The sequence below is a fragment of the Curtobacterium sp. PhB190 genome (genome assembly GCF_004365385.1).
In the GTDB taxonomy this organism is placed as follows: Bacteria; Actinomycetota; Actinomycetes; order Actinomycetales; family Microbacteriaceae; genus Curtobacterium.
The window spans coordinates 55,838-72,420 of the sequence record NZ_SODN01000007.1 but is presented as its reverse complement, the minus strand read 5'-3'; the positions used below and the strand labels follow the sequence as shown (position 1 = coordinate 72,420).

The following is a 16,583-nucleotide window of genomic DNA, read 5'->3' as shown; positions in this document are numbered from 1 at the left end:
GCTAGGCTAACGACCTGTGACCGACGCCACCGACCTCCGCATCGCCGTGAACCGGCTGTCCCGGACGCTCCGCGCGCAGAAGGCCGACACGACCGTCACCGACGCCCAGTTCGCGGCGCTCGCCCGGCTCCACCGCGACGGCGCGATGACCCTCGCCGACCTGAGCCGCCAGGACGGCGTCACCCCGCCCTCGATGACGAAGACCATCGCGGTGCTGGTCGAGCGTGGCCTGGTGTCCAAGGGCGGCCACGACGACGACCGGCGCAAGGTCGTCCTCTGCGCCACCCCGGCCGGGGCCGCGTTCGTCGAGGAGACCCGTCGCCGCCGTGACGGCTGGCTCACCCCGCGGCTCGCCGCACTCACCCCCGTCGAGCGCGCCACCCTCGCCGACGCCACCGAGATCATGAGGAGGTTGGCCCAGCAGTGACCGCCATGTTCCGCTCCCTCGCCGGACGCAACTACCGCATCTGGTTCGCCGGTGCCCTGGTGTCGAACGTCGGTACCTGGATGCAGCGCACCGCCCAGGACTGGATCGTCCTGACCCAGCTCTCCGACAACGACGCCGTCGCGGTGGGGATCACGATGGCGCTGCAGTTCGGCCCGCAGCTGCTGCTCCTCCCCCTGACCGGCCTCGCCGCCGACCGCTTCGACCGTCGCAAGATGCTCATGCTCACCCAGGCACTGATGGGCCTGCTCGGGCTGGGCCTCGGCGTCATGGTCCTCACGCACACCGCCACGCTGCTCGCGCTGTACGGTTTCGCCCTCGCGCTCGGCATCGTCGCCGCGTTCGACACCCCGATCCGGCAGGCGTTCGTCTCCGACGTCGTGCAGGGCGAGAACGTCGCGAACGCCGTCGCACTGAACTCCGCCTCGTTCAACGCCGCCCGCCTGATCGGCCCCGCGGTCGCCGGCGTGCTCATCGCTGCCATCGGCTCCGGCTGGGTGTTCGTCATCAACGCCGGCTCGTTCCTGGCGGTCCTCATCGCCCTGCGCTTCGTCGACCCCGCGCAGCTCGCCGAGCGGGTGCACGCCGGCCGCGGCAAGGGGCAGATCGTCGCCGGCTTCCGGTACGTGCGCACCCGGCCGGACATCATCGTCGTGCTCTGCATGATCTTCGTCGTCGGCACGTTCGGCGTGAACTTCCCGATCTTCACCTCGACGATGGCGCGCGTCGAGTTCCACCAGGGCGCCGGCGAGTTCGGCCTGCTCAACTCGGTGATGGCGATCGGATCGGTGTTCGGCGCCCTGATGTCCGCCCGCCGGGACAAGCCGCGGATGCGCACGCTGGTGCTCGCAGCCGGAGGCTTCGGCCTGGCGTGCACGGCTGCCGCCCTCGCACCCACGTACTGGACGTTCGCGTTCGTCCTGGTGTTCGTCGGACTCGCGGCGCTGACCTTCATGACCACCGCGAACGCCCTGGTCCAGACCACCACCAAGCCCGCGATGCGCGGCCGCGTGATGGCGCTCTACATGGCGATCTTCGCCGGCGGCACCCCGATCGGCGCCCCGATCGTCGGTGCCATCGCGGACGCGTGGGGTCCCCGCTGGGCCATCGCGGTCGGCGCGGCGTCGGGCTTCGTGGCGCTCGCCATCGCGATCGTCTGGCTCGTCCGCTTCCAGCGCCTCCGGCTCCGGTACGACGCGGACACCCGCCTGCACCTCGCGGTCACGCACGCGATGCCGGTGGTCGGCACTCGCGCCTCGCGCGCTGCGCTCCGCCGGGAGCTCGAGCGCGAAGAGGCGGTCGCCGACCGCTCCAGTGCCGTCTGACGCGTCCAGTCCGCGAAAGCGACAGATCTCCGAGACGCGGCAGCGTCCATCTCGCGAAAGCGACAGATCTCCGCGAACCGTTGGCGGGGCTCTGACGCTTTCGCGTGGCGGACGGGAGGCACGGGTCGGGCCCGCCACGGGCCTCCCGGCCGTCGCCGGTCCGGTCCAGGGCCGCGATCAGTGCGCGGGTTCGGTCACCGCGAAGACGCGCTCGTCGAGCGCCGCGGTGACACGGTCCGCAGCGGCCGCGAGCCGGTCGCCGGCATCGCCGACGACGCCGAGCGCTGCGTCCGGCGGGACGGCCTCGAGCCGGTCGCGGGCGGCGGAGAACGCCGCAACTTCCTCCGCGACGCAGGACGGAGCCACGTCGGCCAGGCACTCGGCGGCCCGTCGGACGGTGAAGCGCAGCGACCGCGGACTGTGCTCGTCCAGGAGCAGGAACGCCGCGGCGTCGTCCGGCACCGGATGGTGGTCCCGGCCACGCAGGAAGGCCTCGCCCGCACCGCAGGACCGGAGCGCCGCCGTCCACGAGGTGACCGAGTCCGGTTCGAGCAGCCCCGAGGCGAGCAGCCGGGCGGTCGAGGCGACCCGGGTCAGGGAGCGGCCCAGGGTGAAGAACTCCCAGACCTCGTCGCGACTGGCGTCCCCTTCGACCACGCCGATCGCAAGGGCGCTGCGTTCCCGAGCCCAGCCGAGGAACTCGTGCGCGCGGCCCGGGGCGATCTTGCGCGGCATGCGCGAACGGGTGACGTCGAGGCAGTCCCAGAGTTCGCTCGAGACGACCTCGCGGGCTCGACGGGCGTGGTCCCGCGCGACGGCGACCGCGGCGGCGATGGACGCCGGCTCGTGGCGGTCCAGCGCCAGGGCGTCGATGGTCGCGGACCGGTCGGCGTCGTTCGCCGGTCCGGCGGTCCCCACCACCGAACGGAGCTCCGCGGCGACGGCCCGGTCGTCCTCGACGGTGCCGGGTTCGCGTCGGGCGACGTAGACGTCGAGCAGGCGTGCGACCACGTCGGTGCGCTCGACCGCGCTCCCCACGTGGAAGACGTTCCCCGCGAGTCGGCTCAGCACGGCTGCTCCTGCATCCCCAGAACCTAACCAGCGGGCGTTGCGGGAGTGTTTCGGAGCCGCGTCACGGGTGTTGCAGTGTCCGATGTCCGCGCACGGGCCTGGGTCTCCGCCGCGATACCGACCCCTCGCTAGACAATCTAACTAGAGCGTCTAGCATTGCAGGATGACGTCCGAGGTCCTGACCAGCACCGCGGGGTTCTGGTACGAGGACTCCCCGGTCACCGCCGTCGACGTCCTGAACGCCCTGCGCCGGTACCGCACCGCCGAGAGCGCCGCGCAGCGTCGGGCTCGTGAAGCCCTGGGGATCGGCGAGAACGCGCTTCTCGCACTGCGGGTCCTCATCGACGCCGAGCACGACGGCCGGACCGTCAACGCGAAGGACCTGGCCGAGCGCCTCGAGATCACGGCGGCGTCGACCTCGGCACTCGTCGACCGGCTGGTCCGCAGCGGCCACGTCGAGCGGCACCAGGACCCGATCGACCGCCGCGGCGTGATCCTCACCGCCACGGGGACGTCGATGGGCCATGCCCTGCGCGTGATCGAGGAACTCGACGCCCGTGCCCTCGAGGTCACCGAGCACGTGCCGTCCGACGAGATGGCCGTCGTCGTGGACTTCCTCGACGAGATGGTCCGCGTGGTCGACGACGTCGACGCAGGCGCCCGCACGCTCCGCCGCGCGTAACCTGCTGTCCATGGACCCTCGCGGCACGCACGACCCCGAGGACGACATGCCGTTCGCCGAACTCGACTCGCGGGCCCGCGCCGACGCCGCACTCCGACGGATCCAGGGCGGGGCCGATCCGGCGCGCGAGGCCTTCGACCTGGCGAACACCATGAACGACGAGGCCGTGGGGCGGCTCACGGCACGGCTGCGACGGTTCCTCCGCCGCGACTGACGCGTCGACTCGCGCGCCGACTCGCGCGCCGACTCGCGCGCCGACTCGCGCGCCGACTCAGAAGGCGGTGCCGACCGCCGCGATGTCGTCGCCGCCGTGCCCGGCTGCGCTCGCGTCGGCGTAGACCCGCCCCAGGGCGTCGAGGAGCGTGGTGGACACGTCGTTCGCCCGCGCGGCCTCGGCGATCAGCCCGATGTCCTTCCGCAGCCCGTCGAGCGCGAACTGTGCCGGGAACTCCCCCGCGATGATCGCCGCGCCCTTGGTGTGCGCGTAGGCCGAGTCGCTCGCGCTGCCGTCGATCGCGTCGAGGAACAGCTGCGGATCGAGCCCGAGCGCCGCGGCGAGGGCGAGCGACTGCCCCGTGGCCGCGGTGATCGAGGCGATCCAGGCGTTGGCCGCGAGCTTGAGCGCGGTCCCGTCGCCGACCCGCTCGCCGGCGCGGATGGTCTTCGCGCCGATCGCGTCGAGCACGGGGACGACGCGGTCGACCTGGTCGGCGGGGCCGGCCGCCAGCATGGTGAGCTTCCCCTGCTCCGCCGGGGCCTTCGTGCCGAGCATCATCGCTTCGACCAGGGTGATGCCGTACTTCGCGGCGAGCTGCACGACGGTCTCGGTGCCGTCGACGCCGATCGTGGACGCCTGGATCCACACGGCGTCGGTCGGAGCGTCGCCGGCGGCCTGTTCGAGCACGTCGACCACGGCGTCGGTGTCGAAGAGGGTCAGGAGGACCACCTCGGCGTGCTCGACGGCGGTACCCGGGTCCGTGGCGACCGTCGCACCGTGCTCACCGAGCGGCGCGGCCTTGTCGGCACTCCGGTTCCAGACCGTGACCTGGTGCCTCTCGCGCAGCAGTGATCCCGCCACGCCGGCACCCATCGCCCCGGTCCCCAACACCGTCACTCGCACGTGCGTCTCCGTCCTGCCACGGCTCGGTGCCCCGGCGTTCCCGACGCTACGCGCTCGACCGTCGTCGCTGTCAGAGGAGCCCGCGGGCCTGCAGCCAGGTGGCCGGATCGACCGGGACCCCGCCGACGATGACCTCGAAGTGCAGGTGCGCCCCGGTGGAGACGCCGGTGTTGCCGACGGCGCCGAGGCGTTGACCGGCCGACAGGACCTGACCGGGTCGCACCCCGATCGCCGACAGGTGGCCGTACCGGGTCTGGGTGCCGTCGGCGTGCTGGAGCAGGACCTGGTTGCCGTAGCCGCCGAGGACCCCGGCGGAGACGACGCTGCCGGGCATCGCGGCGACGACGGTGGTGCCGATCGGAGCCGCGAAGTCGATGCCCTGGTGGTTCGTCGTGCAGGCGGAGCACCCGGTCACCCAGCGCGAGCCGAACCCACCGGCGGCCGGCACGTTCCCCGCGGTGGGGCGGGCCGCGGCATCCGACGAGCCGACGGCGGTCGCACGTGCCTGCGCGGCGGCAGCCCTGCCGATGGAGAAGCCGTCGCGGTCGACGGAGAGCCGGGCGGAGCCGTCGGCGACGAACTGCTGCACGCCGAGCACGGGGCTACTCGGCGACGGGGTCGATGCCATCGCGGTCTGCGGGGAGCCGACGGCGACGAAGAGACAGGTCACCGCGGCGGTCGCCGTCGCGGGCAAGGCGCGGCGGACGGAACTGCGGAAGGAGGAGGGGGAAGCCGGGGTGGCGGAAGGGGGAGCCACCACCCCGGCGGCTCTGGGGGCGTCCGGACGCGTGCCGTGCCCAGCACGGCGCCGCTCGGACGCTTCGGGTCGGCGAGTACGGGAGCGGTTCGCGGCCCGCCGCTCGGCACCGCGCGGGCGCAGCGGGAGGCCGTCAGCGGGCGTCGTCATCGCTCGGGGACCGCCGGGCTCAGACGCGGACGACGCCGTCGCGGGCGATCCGGTCGAGTTCGGTCGCGACGGCGTCGACGACCGCTCGGGTGATGGCGTCGGCGACGGTCTCGACCAGGACGAGCTGCTCGGGCTGCACGCGGAGCTCGGTGACCACCGACGGGGTGACGCGGACCGTGATGTCGTCGATCGCGGCGACGAGGGCCGCGGGCACGAGGGTCGAGTCACCGGCACGGACGGGAGCGGTCATCGGTGAGGTCGGTGCGGGCGCTGCGGCCGCGCGAGCCGGGGTCGGAACCGGTGCCGGGACGACGTGGGCCTCGGGCTGGTCGCGTCGCTGGGCGATGGAGTCGAAGAGCGGGGTGGAGGACATGCTGCTGACCGTCCGATCTGAGTCGTGGTTGCGGGCCGTTGTCGGGCGACCCGTCGGGGATGCGTGCCGTGCGGCACGTCCCTCATTCAACCATCGATATTTCAGATGTGCAATAGTGACCGAACAGATCGCGATCAGTCGGGGTCGACGGCAGCCGCGGTCGGGTCGTCGGGCTGCAGTGCCCGCTTGACCCGCTCGACGATCGTCGCCGGCGGGTTGTTGTACGTGTTCGCCGGCTCCTGCCCGCTGAGCTCCTGGATCGCGGTCATCACCGCATCGGTCGCGTGACGGCGCGCGCGTCCGGACGATGCCTCACCGAACGAGGACAAGTCGATCGGCTTCCCGAACTCGATCGTCACCTTCGCGAGCTTCGGCAGCTTCGAGCCGACGGGCTGCACGTCCTGCGTGCCCGTCAGCGCCACGGGCACCACGGGCGCGCCGCTCGTCAGTGCCAGCCAGGCCACACCCGTGCGGCCCTTGTAGATCCGGCCGTCCAGGGAGCGGGTGCCCTCCGGGTAGATCGCGAAGGCCTCGCCCTCGTTCAACCGCGCGAGCCCCAGGTCGAGCGCCTGCTGTGCCGCGGCCCCCGCACCGCGCTCGACGCCGATCGCACCGATGCCGCCGAAGAACGCCCGCGACACCGCGCCGCGGAACCCGGTGCCGGTGAAGTACTCCTGCTTCGCGAGGAAGGCGACCTTCCGCGGTGCCATCAACGTGATCGCCGGGGAGTCGATGAAGGAGCGGTGGTTGCTCGCGAGGATCACCGGTCCGCGCCTGGGGACGTTGCGGCGTCCGATGATCTTCGGTCGCCAGAGCATCCGCGCGAGCGGTGTCACCACTGCGCGGCTCAGCACGGTGGCGAACTTGGTCGAACCGGACACCGGGCCTCCTCGTCGTGACGGCGAACTCCCGAGTGTAATCACGCCTGCGAGCAGTACATGCCCACGGCGGCATGCGCGTCCGACCGTGGGGTCAGTCGGCCTCGGACGCGACGACGTCGAGCACCGCGCGGCCGTACCGCTCGAGCTTCGCGGCACCGACCCCGGAGATCTCGGCGAGCTGGTCGACGTCGGACGGACGCACCGCCGCGATGCCGCGGAGCGTCGCGTCGTTGAACACCACGTACGCCGGCACACCCTGCTCGCGCGCCTGGGCTGCACGCCAGACCCGGAGGGCCTCGAACAGGCCGACCGCCTGCTGGGGCATGTCGGTGACGACGGTCCGGCGGGACGACCGGCTCGCCCGCGGCGCCTTCACCGGATCGCGACGCATCCGCACCTGGACCTTGCCGGTCAGGACCTCGGCGCTCGTCGGGCTGAGGACGACCGTGCCGAACCCGTCGCCCGAGACCGCGGCGTAGCCCTGCGCGAGCAACTGCCTGGCCACAGCGCGCCACTCACCGTCGGACAGGTCGGAACCGATGCCGAAGGTCGCCAGGGACTCGTGCTGCAGTTCCTGCACCCGCGGTGACTGCTTGCCGACCAGGATGTCGACGAGATGGGCGACGCCGTACCGCTGACCGCGCTCACGCTCGAGCCGGACGACCGTGGACAGCAGCTTCTGCGCGGGCACGGTGCCGTCCCACGACTCGGGCGGGGCGATGCACGTGTCGCAGTTGCCGCAGGCCGTGGACGGCTGCCCGAAGTACGCCAGGAGCCGCACCCGGCGGCACTCGATCGTCTCGCACAGGCTCAGCATGGCGTCGAGGTGGGCGCTGAGCTGCCGACGGTGTGCGGCGTCGCCCTCGGACTGGTCGATCATCCGTCGCTGCTGCACGACGTCGTTCAGGCCGTACGCCAGCCACGCGGTCGAGGGCAGGCCGTCGCGCCCGGCACGACCGGTCTCCTGGTAGTACCCCTCGACCGACTTCGGCAGGTCGAGGTGCGCCACGAACCGGACGTCGGGCTTGTCGATGCCCATGCCGAAGGCGATCGTCGCGACCATGACGATGCCGTCCTCGCGCAGGAAGGTCGACTGGTTGCGCGCACGCACCCGGGCGTCGAGCCCTGCGTGGTACGGCAGCGCCTGGATGCCCTGTTCGGCCAGTGCGGTGGCGGTCCGCTCGACCGACTTGCGCGACAGGCAGTAGACGATGCCCGAGTCGCCGCTGTGCTCGGTGCGGATGAAGGTGAGGAGCTGCTGCAGCGCGCCGGTCTTCGGTTCGATGCGGTACTGGACGTTCGGGCGGTCGAAGTCGGCGACGAAGTGTGCGGCGTCGTCGAGGCCGAGCCGCGCCGAGATCTCCTGGTGGGTCTGCGGGGTCGCCGTGGCCGTGAGGGCGATCCGGGGCACGGTCGGCCAGCGCTCGTGCAGGACGCTCAGCTCGAGGTAGTCCGGCCGGAAGTCGTGGCCCCACTGGGCGACGCAGTGCGCTTCGTCGATGGCGAACAGCGACACCCGCGCCCGGTCGAGGAGCGCGCGCGTGGACTCGAGCCGGAGCCGCTCGGGCGCGAGGTAGAGCATGTCGACCTCGCCCTGGACGACCGCGCGCTCGACCCGGGCACGCTCGTCGGGCCCCTGCGTCGAGTTGAGGAAGGCGGCACGCACCCCGTTCGCCGCGAGGGCGTCGACCTGGTCCTGCATGAGCGCGATGAGCGGCGACACCACGACCCCGACGCCGTCGCGTACGAGCGCGGGCACCTGGTAGCAGAGCGACTTGCCACCGCCGGTGGGCATGAGCACCAGGGCGTCACCGCCGGCGACCACCTGGTCGATGATCGCCGCCTGCTCGCCACGGAAGTCGTCGTAGCCCCACACGCGGTGCAGGACGTCGAGCGCGGCGGCTCGCGAAGCAGACACGGCGGCGGGCGCGGGCGTGGTGCTCATGCCACGAGCCTACGGGCGACCGGCGACACCCACGGCACTGTCCACAGCGGCACGGTCCACAGCAGCTGCGTCGACATCGTTGGCGTTAGCCGGCGCGACGGCCCAGCCCGTGCCCGCCGGGCCGAGCCAGCGCTTGCCACCCGCCCACACCGGCGGCGTCCCGCGGAACCGCGGCGCCTGGTGCCCGGCGAACGTCCGGTCGAGCTTCCGCCACCACGCCAGGACCTCGACCATGCCCCAGAACGCGAGCGAGGTGCCGAGGGTGACGAGCCAGCCACCGAGCGTGCCGTTGGCGTCCGAAGACGCCAGGTCGATCCCCGACCAGCCCGGCGCCTGCAGCACGAAGATCATGATGTTGTTGAAGGCGTGCTGCAGCACGGTGGCCTCGAGACCGCCGGTGCGGAGCACGATGATCGCCGCGATCAGGCCGAACGAACCGACGTCGAGGATGCCCCAGACGTTGTAGCCGTTCGGGATGTGCAGCACCGCGAAGACGACGGTCGACACCGCGACGGCGATGATCGTGCCGGTGCGTCGCGGGATCCACGAGGCGATCGTCTGCATGAGGAAACCGCGGAAGATGAACTCCTCGGCCGCGCCCTGGAACGGGACGAGCAGCACGACGAGGACGAGCGTGAGCGTGAGGGTGCCGAGGGAGACCGACGACTGCCCGATCGCGGCGTGGTCCCAGCCGAAGCCGCCGTCGAACGTGAACATCCCGCTGGTCTGCACGAGGAACATCACCACGGCGATGACGAGGGTCGGCAGCACGCACCACGCCGTCCACGCCCACCGCACCCGGAAGCGCGTCGACGTCAGGATCGCGCCGGGCCCGAGCCGTGCGACCTTTACCGCCAGCAGGATGCCGGGCAGCAGGACGACCAGCGACACCAGGGTCAGCGACAGGATCAGCGGATCGGTCGGGTCCAGGGCTCCGCGCTGCAGGTCGTCGAGCAGGTCGTACAGGCCGGACTCGCCCCCGACCGCCGCGACCGGGACGAAGTACGCGACGGTGAGGAGCACCTGCGAGGCGAGGTACCAGCCCGCCAGGAACGCGAGGGCGACCAGCGGGCGCCACCACCTCCATCGTGCGTCGACACGGGTCAGGCGGTGGTAGGGAACACTCACGCCCCGCAGGCTACCGGGCCGGGCAGGATGGGACCCGTGCTCACCGTGCTGTTCGGCCTGACCGGAGCCGTCGTCTACGGTTTCGCCGACTTCCTCGGCGGGCTCGCCTCGCGGCGCATCCGTCCGGTGGCGGTCACCGCCGTCGCCGCGGCGATCGGGATCGTGCCGCTGCTGATCGGTCTGGCCGTGCTCGGGGGCACGCCGTCGTGGGCGGGCACCCTCTGGGGCGCCGTCGCCGGACTGTCCGGCGCGGTCGGGGTCCTGTTGCTCTACGCCGCGTTGGCGATCGGCCCGATGAGCGTGCTGTCCCCCCTGACCGCGGTGTTCGCCGCCGTCGTCCCGGTCCTGGTGGCCGTGGCCCGCGGGACCGTCCTGTCACCGCTGGCCGTCGCCGCGGTGGTCGTGGCCGTCGTCGCGGTGGTGCTGGTGGCGGCCGTGCGGGACACCTCGGGTGCACGACTCACCGTGCGTGGGGTCGTCGCGGCCGCGGTCGCCGGGTGCGGGTTCGGCGGGATCGTGCTGGCGTACGACGCGACACCGCCCGGCGCGGGCATCCACCCGCTCGTGGTCGCGCGGGTGCTGCAGACGGTGCTGCTGGGTGCGGCGGCGCTCGTGGTGACGGTGCGTGCCGGGCGCGGGGCGCGGTCTGGAGGCGCGGCAGACCCCGCAGCGTCGGTCGGCGTCGCAGGGTCTGCCGTGCCTCCAGGGCGCTGGTGGCCGCCGCGTCTGCTGCTGACGGTCGCGGCGTGCGGCGTCCTCGACGCCCTGGCGAACGTGTGCATCCAGGCGGGGCTGCACGCGAGCGACGACCCGGGCACCCTGCCCGTCGTGAGCGTGCTCAACGCGCTCTACCCCATCGGCACGGTCGTGCTGGCCGGGGTGGTGCTGCGGGAGCGGTTGACCGCGCCGCAGTGGATCGGCATCGCGCTGGCGTTCATCGCGTCGGTGGGCCTGGCCCTGGCGTGACCGGACGACTCAGACGTCGGGGATGAGTCGCTTGCCGAGCGACACGGTGCGGTCGTCGGAGTACCCGAGGGACTCGTAGAAGCCGAGCACCCGCTCGTTGCCGGCACGGATCTGCAGGTTCACCTTCGGGCAGCCGAGGTCGGTGAGCAGCCGCTCGAACTCGGCCATCAGTGTCCGGCCGAGACCGGAGCCCTGCAGGTCCGGCTGCACGGCGAGGTAGTTGACCCAGCCGCGGTGCCCGTCGAAACCGACCATCCCCGCGGCGACGACGGCGCTGCTCTCCGACTCCGCCACCAGGAAGAGCTCGGGCTGGACCGTGGCCTTGCGCGCGATGTCGCGGCGGGGGTCGTTCCACGGGCGGACGAGACCGCACGATTCCCAGAGGGCGACGACCGCGTCGGTGTCGTCGGCGCGGAACGGGCGGATCCGGTACTCCATCCCCCCACGTTACGGGGTGTGGAGAACGTCGTCACCGGACCGTCGTCGTGATCTGATAGACCTGTCCGACCGACCAGCCGATCAGGAGCCCCGTGACCGCACACGACACCATCCCGTCGCGCCGCAGCGCGCGGGACGACGACGGCGGCAGACGGTCCGGGCGCCGTTCCCCCCGGCGACGGCAGACGGTCGGTGGCGCGATCGTCTCGCTCATCGCCGAACTGCTCATCATCGCGGGTGCCGGCACCGGGCTGTACGTGGTGTGGACCGCGTGGTGGACGGACGTCGTGGCGGTCAACGAGCAGTCGAAGCTCGTCGAGGGGCTCGACCAGCTGAAGACCCCGGACGGGGCCGGAACCGAGCACCGCGGCACCGCACCTGTGCTCGCCGAGCCACCGGATCTCTCCGACGTGTTCGGCACGATGCAGATCCCCCGCTTCGGCAAGGACTACAACCGGCCGATCGGCGAGGGCACGGACCGTGAGAAGGTCCTCAACACCATCGGGCTCGGGCACTACCAGGACACCGCGATGCCCGGTGCTCCCGGCAACTTCGCCGTCGCCGGGCACCGCGTGACCTACGGCAAGCCGCTCAACCAGATCGCGGAGCTCAAGAAGGACGACTCCGTCGTCGTGCGGGTCACCGACGCGAAGGCGAAGTTCGACGTCTGGTACGTCTACAAGGTCACCGACAGCCAGATCGTCACGCCGGACCACATCGAGACGATCGCGCCGGTGCCGAACAAGCCCGGAGTCGACCCCTCGCCGTCGGACCGCTGGCTGACCCTGACCGCGTGCCACCCGATGTGGTCGGCAGCCGAACGGTTCGTCACGCACGCGAAGCTCGACTACTGGATGCCCGCTTCCGAGGGCACCCCGAAGGAACTCTCGGAGACGGCCAAGTGATCTTCCCCCTCGTCTGGCGGCTGCTGCCCGGCCCCACGTTCCTGAAGATGCTCGAGCTGCTCGTGCTGCTCGCCGCGATCGTGTTCGTCCTGTTCCAGTGGGTGTTCCCGTGGATCGCGGCGGACATCCTGCCGCCGCCGGACGGCACCGTGGAGTCCACGCCGACCCCGTGACGGGTTACACCCGGAACCAGGACCGGCGCCGGACGGCAGGCGGCGTCAGACCGTTGTCGTCACCTGCGAGCCGCCGGCCGCGGTGCGACGCACGGCGATCCGCTCCGGGATCCGCTGCTTGAGTTCCTCGACGTGGCTGACGATGCCGACCTGCCGTCCACCGGCGGTCAGTCGCGACAACTGCCCGATGACGTCGTCGAGGGTCTCCGGGTCGAGCGTGCCGAACCCCTCGTCGACGAAGAGCGTGCCGAGCGAGACGCCACCGGCCTCGGCTTGCACGACGTCGGCCAGCCCGAGCGCCAGGCACAGCGACACGGTGAACGTCTCGCCGCCGGACAGGCTGCGGGGGTCCCGCACGGTGTCGGTGGAGTGGTCGTGCACGGCGAGTGCCAGGCCGGTCCGGCGTGCCCGTGACCCGGACTCCCGCTCGTCCGAGGTCTCGAGCGTGAACCGCCCCGCGAGCATCGCCCGGAGTCGGTCGTTGGCCGCGGCGACGACGTCCTCGAACCGGCGCATGAGCACGTAGGTGCCCAGGGTGATCCCCGTCGGGTTCGCCGCGGTGACCCCGTTCGCGATGTCGGCGAGCCGGACCACGGCGCGGCTGCGTGCCGACGTCTCGTCACGGGCACGGGTCGCCCGGGTGACCTCGGTCGCGCACCGGTCGACCGCGTCGGCACGGTCGGCCGCGGAGACGGTGACCGCGGCGGCCTCGTCGAGTGCGGCGGCAGCGCGCTGGCGTCCGGCCCGGGCGCCAGCGCGCTGGCGTCCGGCCCGGGCGCCGTCGAGGTCGAGGCGTTCCGCGGAGTCGTCCGCCGCGGCGACCACGGCGGGTTCGGCCAGACCGGCCACGACGACGGCCCGCTCGGCCTCGGCCGCACTGATCAGCGCCCGCAGCCGGTCGGTGCTGTCGGGTTCGAGCCGTCCGGCCCGCGCTGCGGCGACGTCGGCGAAGTCCTGGTCGTCGAGGACCCGGTCGACCTCGGTACGGCGGTCGTCGCGGGCACGGGTCGCGGCGGCCACCCGTTCGTCGGCCTGCACGACCGCGCGGTACGCCTCGAGTCGCTCGTCGAGGAGCTCGACGGCTGTCCGGAGCGTCGCGGGACGCTCGTCGAGGAGTGCTCCGAGCCGCTCGAGCGCCGCGGCCACGGTGCCGAGGTCGGTGTCGAGCCGCTCGGCGTCGGCCAGCGCGGTCGAGACCAGGACGGTCCGCCGTGCGTCGAGGTCGTTCCGCTCGCGCTGGAGCCGTCCGGTCGTCGTGTCGTGCTCCGCCCGCTGCCGCTCGTGCTGCAGGACGAGCGCGGCAGCGTCGTGCGCGGCCCGGACCCGTTCGTCGGCGGCCGCGGTCAGGGCGTCGAGCGCGGCGGTGTCGACCGTGCCGACGACGTCGACGAGCCGCTGGTGTTCGGCACGTTCGACCGCCAGGTCCGACGCGGCGTCGGCGAGGTGCTGGTCCGCTCGGCGAGTGGCGTCGCCGGCGGCGTCGACGGCCGCGGTCGTGGGGTGGTCGTCCTGCGGGGTCGCCACCGACGGGTGCGCCGTCGACCCGCAGACCGGGCACGGGTCGCCGGCCGTGAGCGCCGCCCCGAGTTCTCCGGCGAGCCCGGCGATCCGGCGTTCGCGGAGTGCCCGCTCGGCCGTGAGGGCGTCGGTCGCCGACCGGCGCGCGGCAGCGACGGACTGCTCGGCCGTGGCGACCCGCTGCGCCACGTGGTCGCGCGCCACGAGGTCGGCTCGGAGGGACCGGATCCGGGTGACCTCGTGCGCGGCGGCGTCCGAGTCGGCTGCCGTGCGGGCCGCGGTGCGTGCGGCCTCGACGATGCGGGCCCGCTCGGTGGGACGGGCGTCGAGTGCGGCGTCGCGTTCGAGCAGCTGCTCGGCGATCTGCTCGGCGTCCGCGGTGGCCCCGGCGATGGTGGACCGACGGGCAGCGGCGCCGTCCTCGACCGCGACGAGGTGCCGGACGGCCGACAGGTCGTCGGCCAGGGCGTCGCGTCGCAGCACGACGGCGTCGGCGTCGGCGGTGATCCCGTGGCGGTCACGCAGCGACCGGGCCGCCGCAGTGGTCTCGTCGGCGCGCATGACTGCGGCGTCGAGTCCGTCGGCCACGGCGGTCACCCGGGCGGCGCGTTCGCCGAGTGCGAGGGCCGACCGGGCGGCGTCGACGGCGGGGGCGTCGTCGTCGAGCGCGGCCCGTCGCACGAGCAGTCCCGCGCGTCGTTCGAGGGCGGTCGCACGCGCCGTGACCGCCTGTTCGTGCTCGGCAGCGGTCGTCGCCGCCGCGGCTGCTGCAGCACGGACGGCGGCAGCGGCATCGGCCGCCGCACGGACCGACGCCACCGTCGACGGCACGACGGTCTCGTCGGCGTCGTCGAGACCGGCGGCCTGGGCGAAGCGGTTCAGGGCATCACGCACGCGGTCGTCGGCACCGTCGACCTCGGCCTGCACGGCACGGCGCCGCGCGGCGAGTTCGTCGGCCGTGCGGTCGTAGACCTGCGTGCCGAACAGGGACTGCAGGAGCTTGCGGCGCTCTTCGCCCGGGGACCGCAGGAACCGTGCGAACTCGCCCTGCGGCAGCACCACGGTCTGCAGGAACTGCGCGCGGTCGAGCCCGACGATGCGGCCGATCTCGACGCCGACCTCGGGGATGCGTGACGACATCGGTTCGCCGGCGACGTCGGACGGGTTCGCCAGACGGAAGAGCTGCACGGACGCCTGCTGCTTGACGGTGCCGGTCCCCCGTTGCTTCGGGCGGTCGTACTGCGGGGTGCGGCGGACCCGGTAGGTCCCTGCGCTGGTCTCGAAGACGAGCTCGACGAACGGCTCCACCGCGGGGTCGGCGTGCTGGCTGTGCAGCCGGTCGGAACTGGCGTCGGACCCGGCGAGCCCGCCGTACAGGGCGAACACGACGGCGTCGATGATGGTCGACTTGCCGGAGCCCGTCGGCCCCTCGAGCAGGAACACCCCGGAGGCCGCGAGCGCTGCGAAGTCGATGGACACCAGGTCGGGGTAGGGCCCGATGGCGCGGAGTTCGAGTCGGTGCAGGTACATCAGCGGTCCCCCTCGCGCTGCAGCGCCAGCACAGCGGCCTCGTGCGCCTCGGTCAGGACGGCGTGTTCGTCGTCGTCCGGGGCGGCACCGGTGGCGAAGGCCACGAAGTCGGCTGCGACCTCGACCGGGTCGGACGTCGCCGTGACCGCACGGGCCACCGAGGCCGGACCGCGGTCGGCGGGTTCGTGCGTGATCGCCAGCGCGTGCGGGAAGTGGTCCTTCACCCGGGCGTACATGCGCTCGGGGTGCACCGTGTCGGTCACGGCCACCCGCACCCAGGCGTCGGCGTCGGCCCGGAAGACCCCGGACTCGATGTCGTCGATGCTCCCGCGCACGTCGACCAGGCGGCGCGGCACGGGAGCGGGCACGAGTTCGACCGAGACGCCACCGGCCGCGTCGAGCTCGGCGATCGTCACCGACTTCTGCTGGTGCCGCTCGCCGAACGAGAACGCCAGCGGTGAGCCGGCGTACCGGATCCGTCCACCGTCGCCGACCCGCTGCGGGCCGTGCAGGTGCCCGAGGGCGACGTAGTCGAAGCCGTCGAAGACCGACTCGGCCACCCGGTCGACACCGCCGACGCGGATGTCCTGCTCGCTGTCGCTCGGGTCCGCCCCGCCGACGAAGGCGTGTGCGACGACGACGCTGCGGGTACCGCCGCGCAACGCGAGGTCGGACCGGATCCGCTCGGTGGCGGCGTGCACGACGGCGTGGTGCGACCGCGCGAGGGGCTCGTCCGGCACGTCGGCCAGTGCGTAGCGGGTGAGGTCGGGGTGCAGGTACGGGATGCCGTAGACCGCCACCGGGCCGTCGGCGTCGTTGACGAGCACCGGGTCCGCGATCCGGGCGGGTTCGGCCAGGATGCGGACGCGGCGGTCCATCACACCGGCGCCGAAGCCCAGGCGTGCGGCGGAGTCGTGGTTGCCGGGCGTGAGCACCACGGTCGCCGTCTCGGCCAGGCGTTCGAGCACCCGGGACAGCATCCGGACCGCGTCGATCGGCGGGATCGCCCGGTCGTACACGTCACCGGCGATCACGACCAGGTCGACGGAGCGGTCCCGCACGAGGTCGACGAGCCAGTCGGTGAACGCCGCCTGGTGCTCGAGGAGGTCTGCACCGAGCAGCGTGCGGCCGAGGTGCCAGTCGCCGGTGTGCAGGATGCGCATGCGGACACGGTAA

General features: G+C 72.8%; 17 protein-coding genes. 7 read left to right on the top strand and 10 right to left on the bottom strand.

What is annotated here, in order from left to right; translation table 11 throughout:
* The first annotated feature begins 16 nt into the window (after positions 1-16).
* On the top strand, positions 17-427 hold the full coding sequence (locus EDF47_RS12800) for a MarR family transcriptional regulator (protein ID WP_111085532.1): 411 nt from the start codon (positions 17-19) through the stop codon (positions 425-427).
* Positions 424-1,770: an MFS transporter gene (locus EDF47_RS12795; protein WP_347812850.1), complete on the top strand. Its 1,347-nt coding sequence runs from the start codon at positions 424-426 to the stop codon at positions 1,768-1,770. Before EDF47_RS12800 ends, EDF47_RS12795 begins: the two co-directional genes overlap by 4 nt.
* A gap of 177 nt (positions 1,771-1,947) precedes the next feature.
* Here EDF47_RS12795 and EDF47_RS12790 read toward each other — a convergent pair whose 3' ends face one another.
* Positions 1,948-2,841, bottom strand: coding sequence for an alpha-E domain-containing protein (locus tag EDF47_RS12790; protein WP_165901469.1), 894 nt, complete (start codon positions 2,839-2,841; stop codon positions 1,948-1,950).
* Positions 2,842-3,004: 163 nt separating this feature from the next.
* Here EDF47_RS12790 and EDF47_RS12785 point away from each other — a divergent pair, with 163 nt between their 5' ends.
* Positions 3,005-3,523 (top strand): MarR family transcriptional regulator, encoded by a 519-nt coding sequence (locus EDF47_RS12785; RefSeq protein WP_123340168.1) that lies wholly within the window; start codon positions 3,005-3,007, stop codon positions 3,521-3,523.
* 10 nt (positions 3,524-3,533) lie between these two features.
* Positions 3,534-3,737 (top strand): hypothetical protein, encoded by a 204-nt coding sequence (locus EDF47_RS12780; RefSeq protein ID WP_131846957.1) that lies wholly within the window; start codon positions 3,534-3,536, stop codon positions 3,735-3,737.
* Between the two features lie 57 nt (positions 3,738-3,794).
* On the opposite strand, the gene EDF47_RS12775 is transcribed toward EDF47_RS12780, so the two are convergent.
* The 6 genes from EDF47_RS12775 to EDF47_RS12750 all read right to left on the bottom strand — a co-directional run bounded on the left by EDF47_RS12775 (position 3,795) and on the right by EDF47_RS12750 (position 9,877).
* Positions 3,795-4,631, bottom strand: a complete 837-nt coding sequence (locus EDF47_RS12775) for an NAD(P)-dependent oxidoreductase (RefSeq protein WP_131880834.1) — start codon at positions 4,629-4,631, stop codon at positions 3,795-3,797.
* A gap of 82 nt (positions 4,632-4,713) precedes the next feature.
* Positions 4,714-5,337 (bottom strand): M23 family metallopeptidase, encoded by a 624-nt coding sequence (locus EDF47_RS12770; RefSeq protein ID WP_133938293.1) that lies wholly within the window; start codon positions 5,335-5,337, stop codon positions 4,714-4,716.
* 232 nt (positions 5,338-5,569) lie between these two features.
* Positions 5,570-5,923 carry a hypothetical protein gene (locus EDF47_RS12765; protein WP_123937550.1) on the bottom strand — a complete coding sequence of 118 codons (354 nt, stop codon included), beginning with the start codon at positions 5,921-5,923 and terminating at the stop codon, positions 5,570-5,572.
* A 134-nt stretch (positions 5,924-6,057) separates the two neighbouring features.
* Complete coding sequence (locus EDF47_RS12760; RefSeq protein WP_131880770.1) at positions 6,058-6,804, bottom strand: lysophospholipid acyltransferase family protein; 747 nt, start codon at positions 6,802-6,804, stop codon at positions 6,058-6,060.
* Positions 6,805-6,895: 91 nt separating this feature from the next.
* Complete coding sequence (gene recQ, locus EDF47_RS12755) at positions 6,896-8,749, bottom strand: DNA helicase RecQ (RefSeq protein ID WP_131880768.1); 1,854 nt, start codon at positions 8,747-8,749, stop codon at positions 6,896-6,898.
* Positions 8,750-8,758: 9 nt separating this feature from the next.
* Positions 8,759-9,877 (bottom strand): CPBP family intramembrane glutamic endopeptidase, encoded by a 1,119-nt coding sequence (locus EDF47_RS12750; protein WP_131880766.1) that lies wholly within the window; start codon positions 9,875-9,877, stop codon positions 8,759-8,761.
* 36 nt (positions 9,878-9,913) lie between these two features.
* Here EDF47_RS12750 and EDF47_RS12745 point away from each other — a divergent pair, with 36 nt between their 5' ends.
* Positions 9,914-10,843 (top strand): EamA family transporter, encoded by a 930-nt coding sequence (locus EDF47_RS12745; RefSeq protein WP_165932408.1) that lies wholly within the window; start codon positions 9,914-9,916, stop codon positions 10,841-10,843.
* Positions 10,844-10,852: 9 nt separating this feature from the next.
* Here the strand turns inward: EDF47_RS12745 and EDF47_RS12740 are convergent, their stop codons facing one another.
* Positions 10,853-11,281, bottom strand: coding sequence for a GNAT family acetyltransferase (locus tag EDF47_RS12740; RefSeq protein WP_131880762.1), 429 nt, complete (start codon positions 11,279-11,281; stop codon positions 10,853-10,855).
* A 92-nt stretch (positions 11,282-11,373) separates the two neighbouring features.
* Here EDF47_RS12740 and EDF47_RS12735 point away from each other — a divergent pair, with 92 nt between their 5' ends.
* Both EDF47_RS12735 and EDF47_RS19870 read left to right on the top strand, forming a co-directional pair.
* Complete coding sequence (locus EDF47_RS12735; protein WP_243698110.1) at positions 11,374-12,186, top strand: class E sortase; 813 nt, start codon at positions 11,374-11,376, stop codon at positions 12,184-12,186.
* Positions 12,183-12,359, top strand: a complete 177-nt coding sequence (locus EDF47_RS19870) for a hypothetical protein (RefSeq protein ID WP_165932402.1) — start codon at positions 12,183-12,185, stop codon at positions 12,357-12,359. The genes EDF47_RS12735 and EDF47_RS19870 overlap by 4 nt, the downstream gene beginning before the upstream one ends.
* A 45-nt stretch (positions 12,360-12,404) precedes the next feature.
* On the opposite strand, the gene EDF47_RS12730 is transcribed toward EDF47_RS19870, so the two are convergent.
* Positions 12,405-15,407 carry an SMC family ATPase gene (locus EDF47_RS12730; protein ID WP_133938291.1) on the bottom strand — a complete coding sequence of 1,001 codons (3,003 nt, stop codon included), beginning with the start codon at positions 15,405-15,407 and terminating at the stop codon, positions 12,405-12,407.
* Positions 15,407-16,570 (bottom strand): exonuclease SbcCD subunit D, encoded by a 1,164-nt coding sequence (locus EDF47_RS12725; protein ID WP_131880758.1) that lies wholly within the window; start codon positions 16,568-16,570, stop codon positions 15,407-15,409. Before EDF47_RS12725 ends, EDF47_RS12730 begins: the two co-directional genes overlap by 1 nt.
* Between the last annotated feature and the right edge of the window lie 13 nt (positions 16,571-16,583).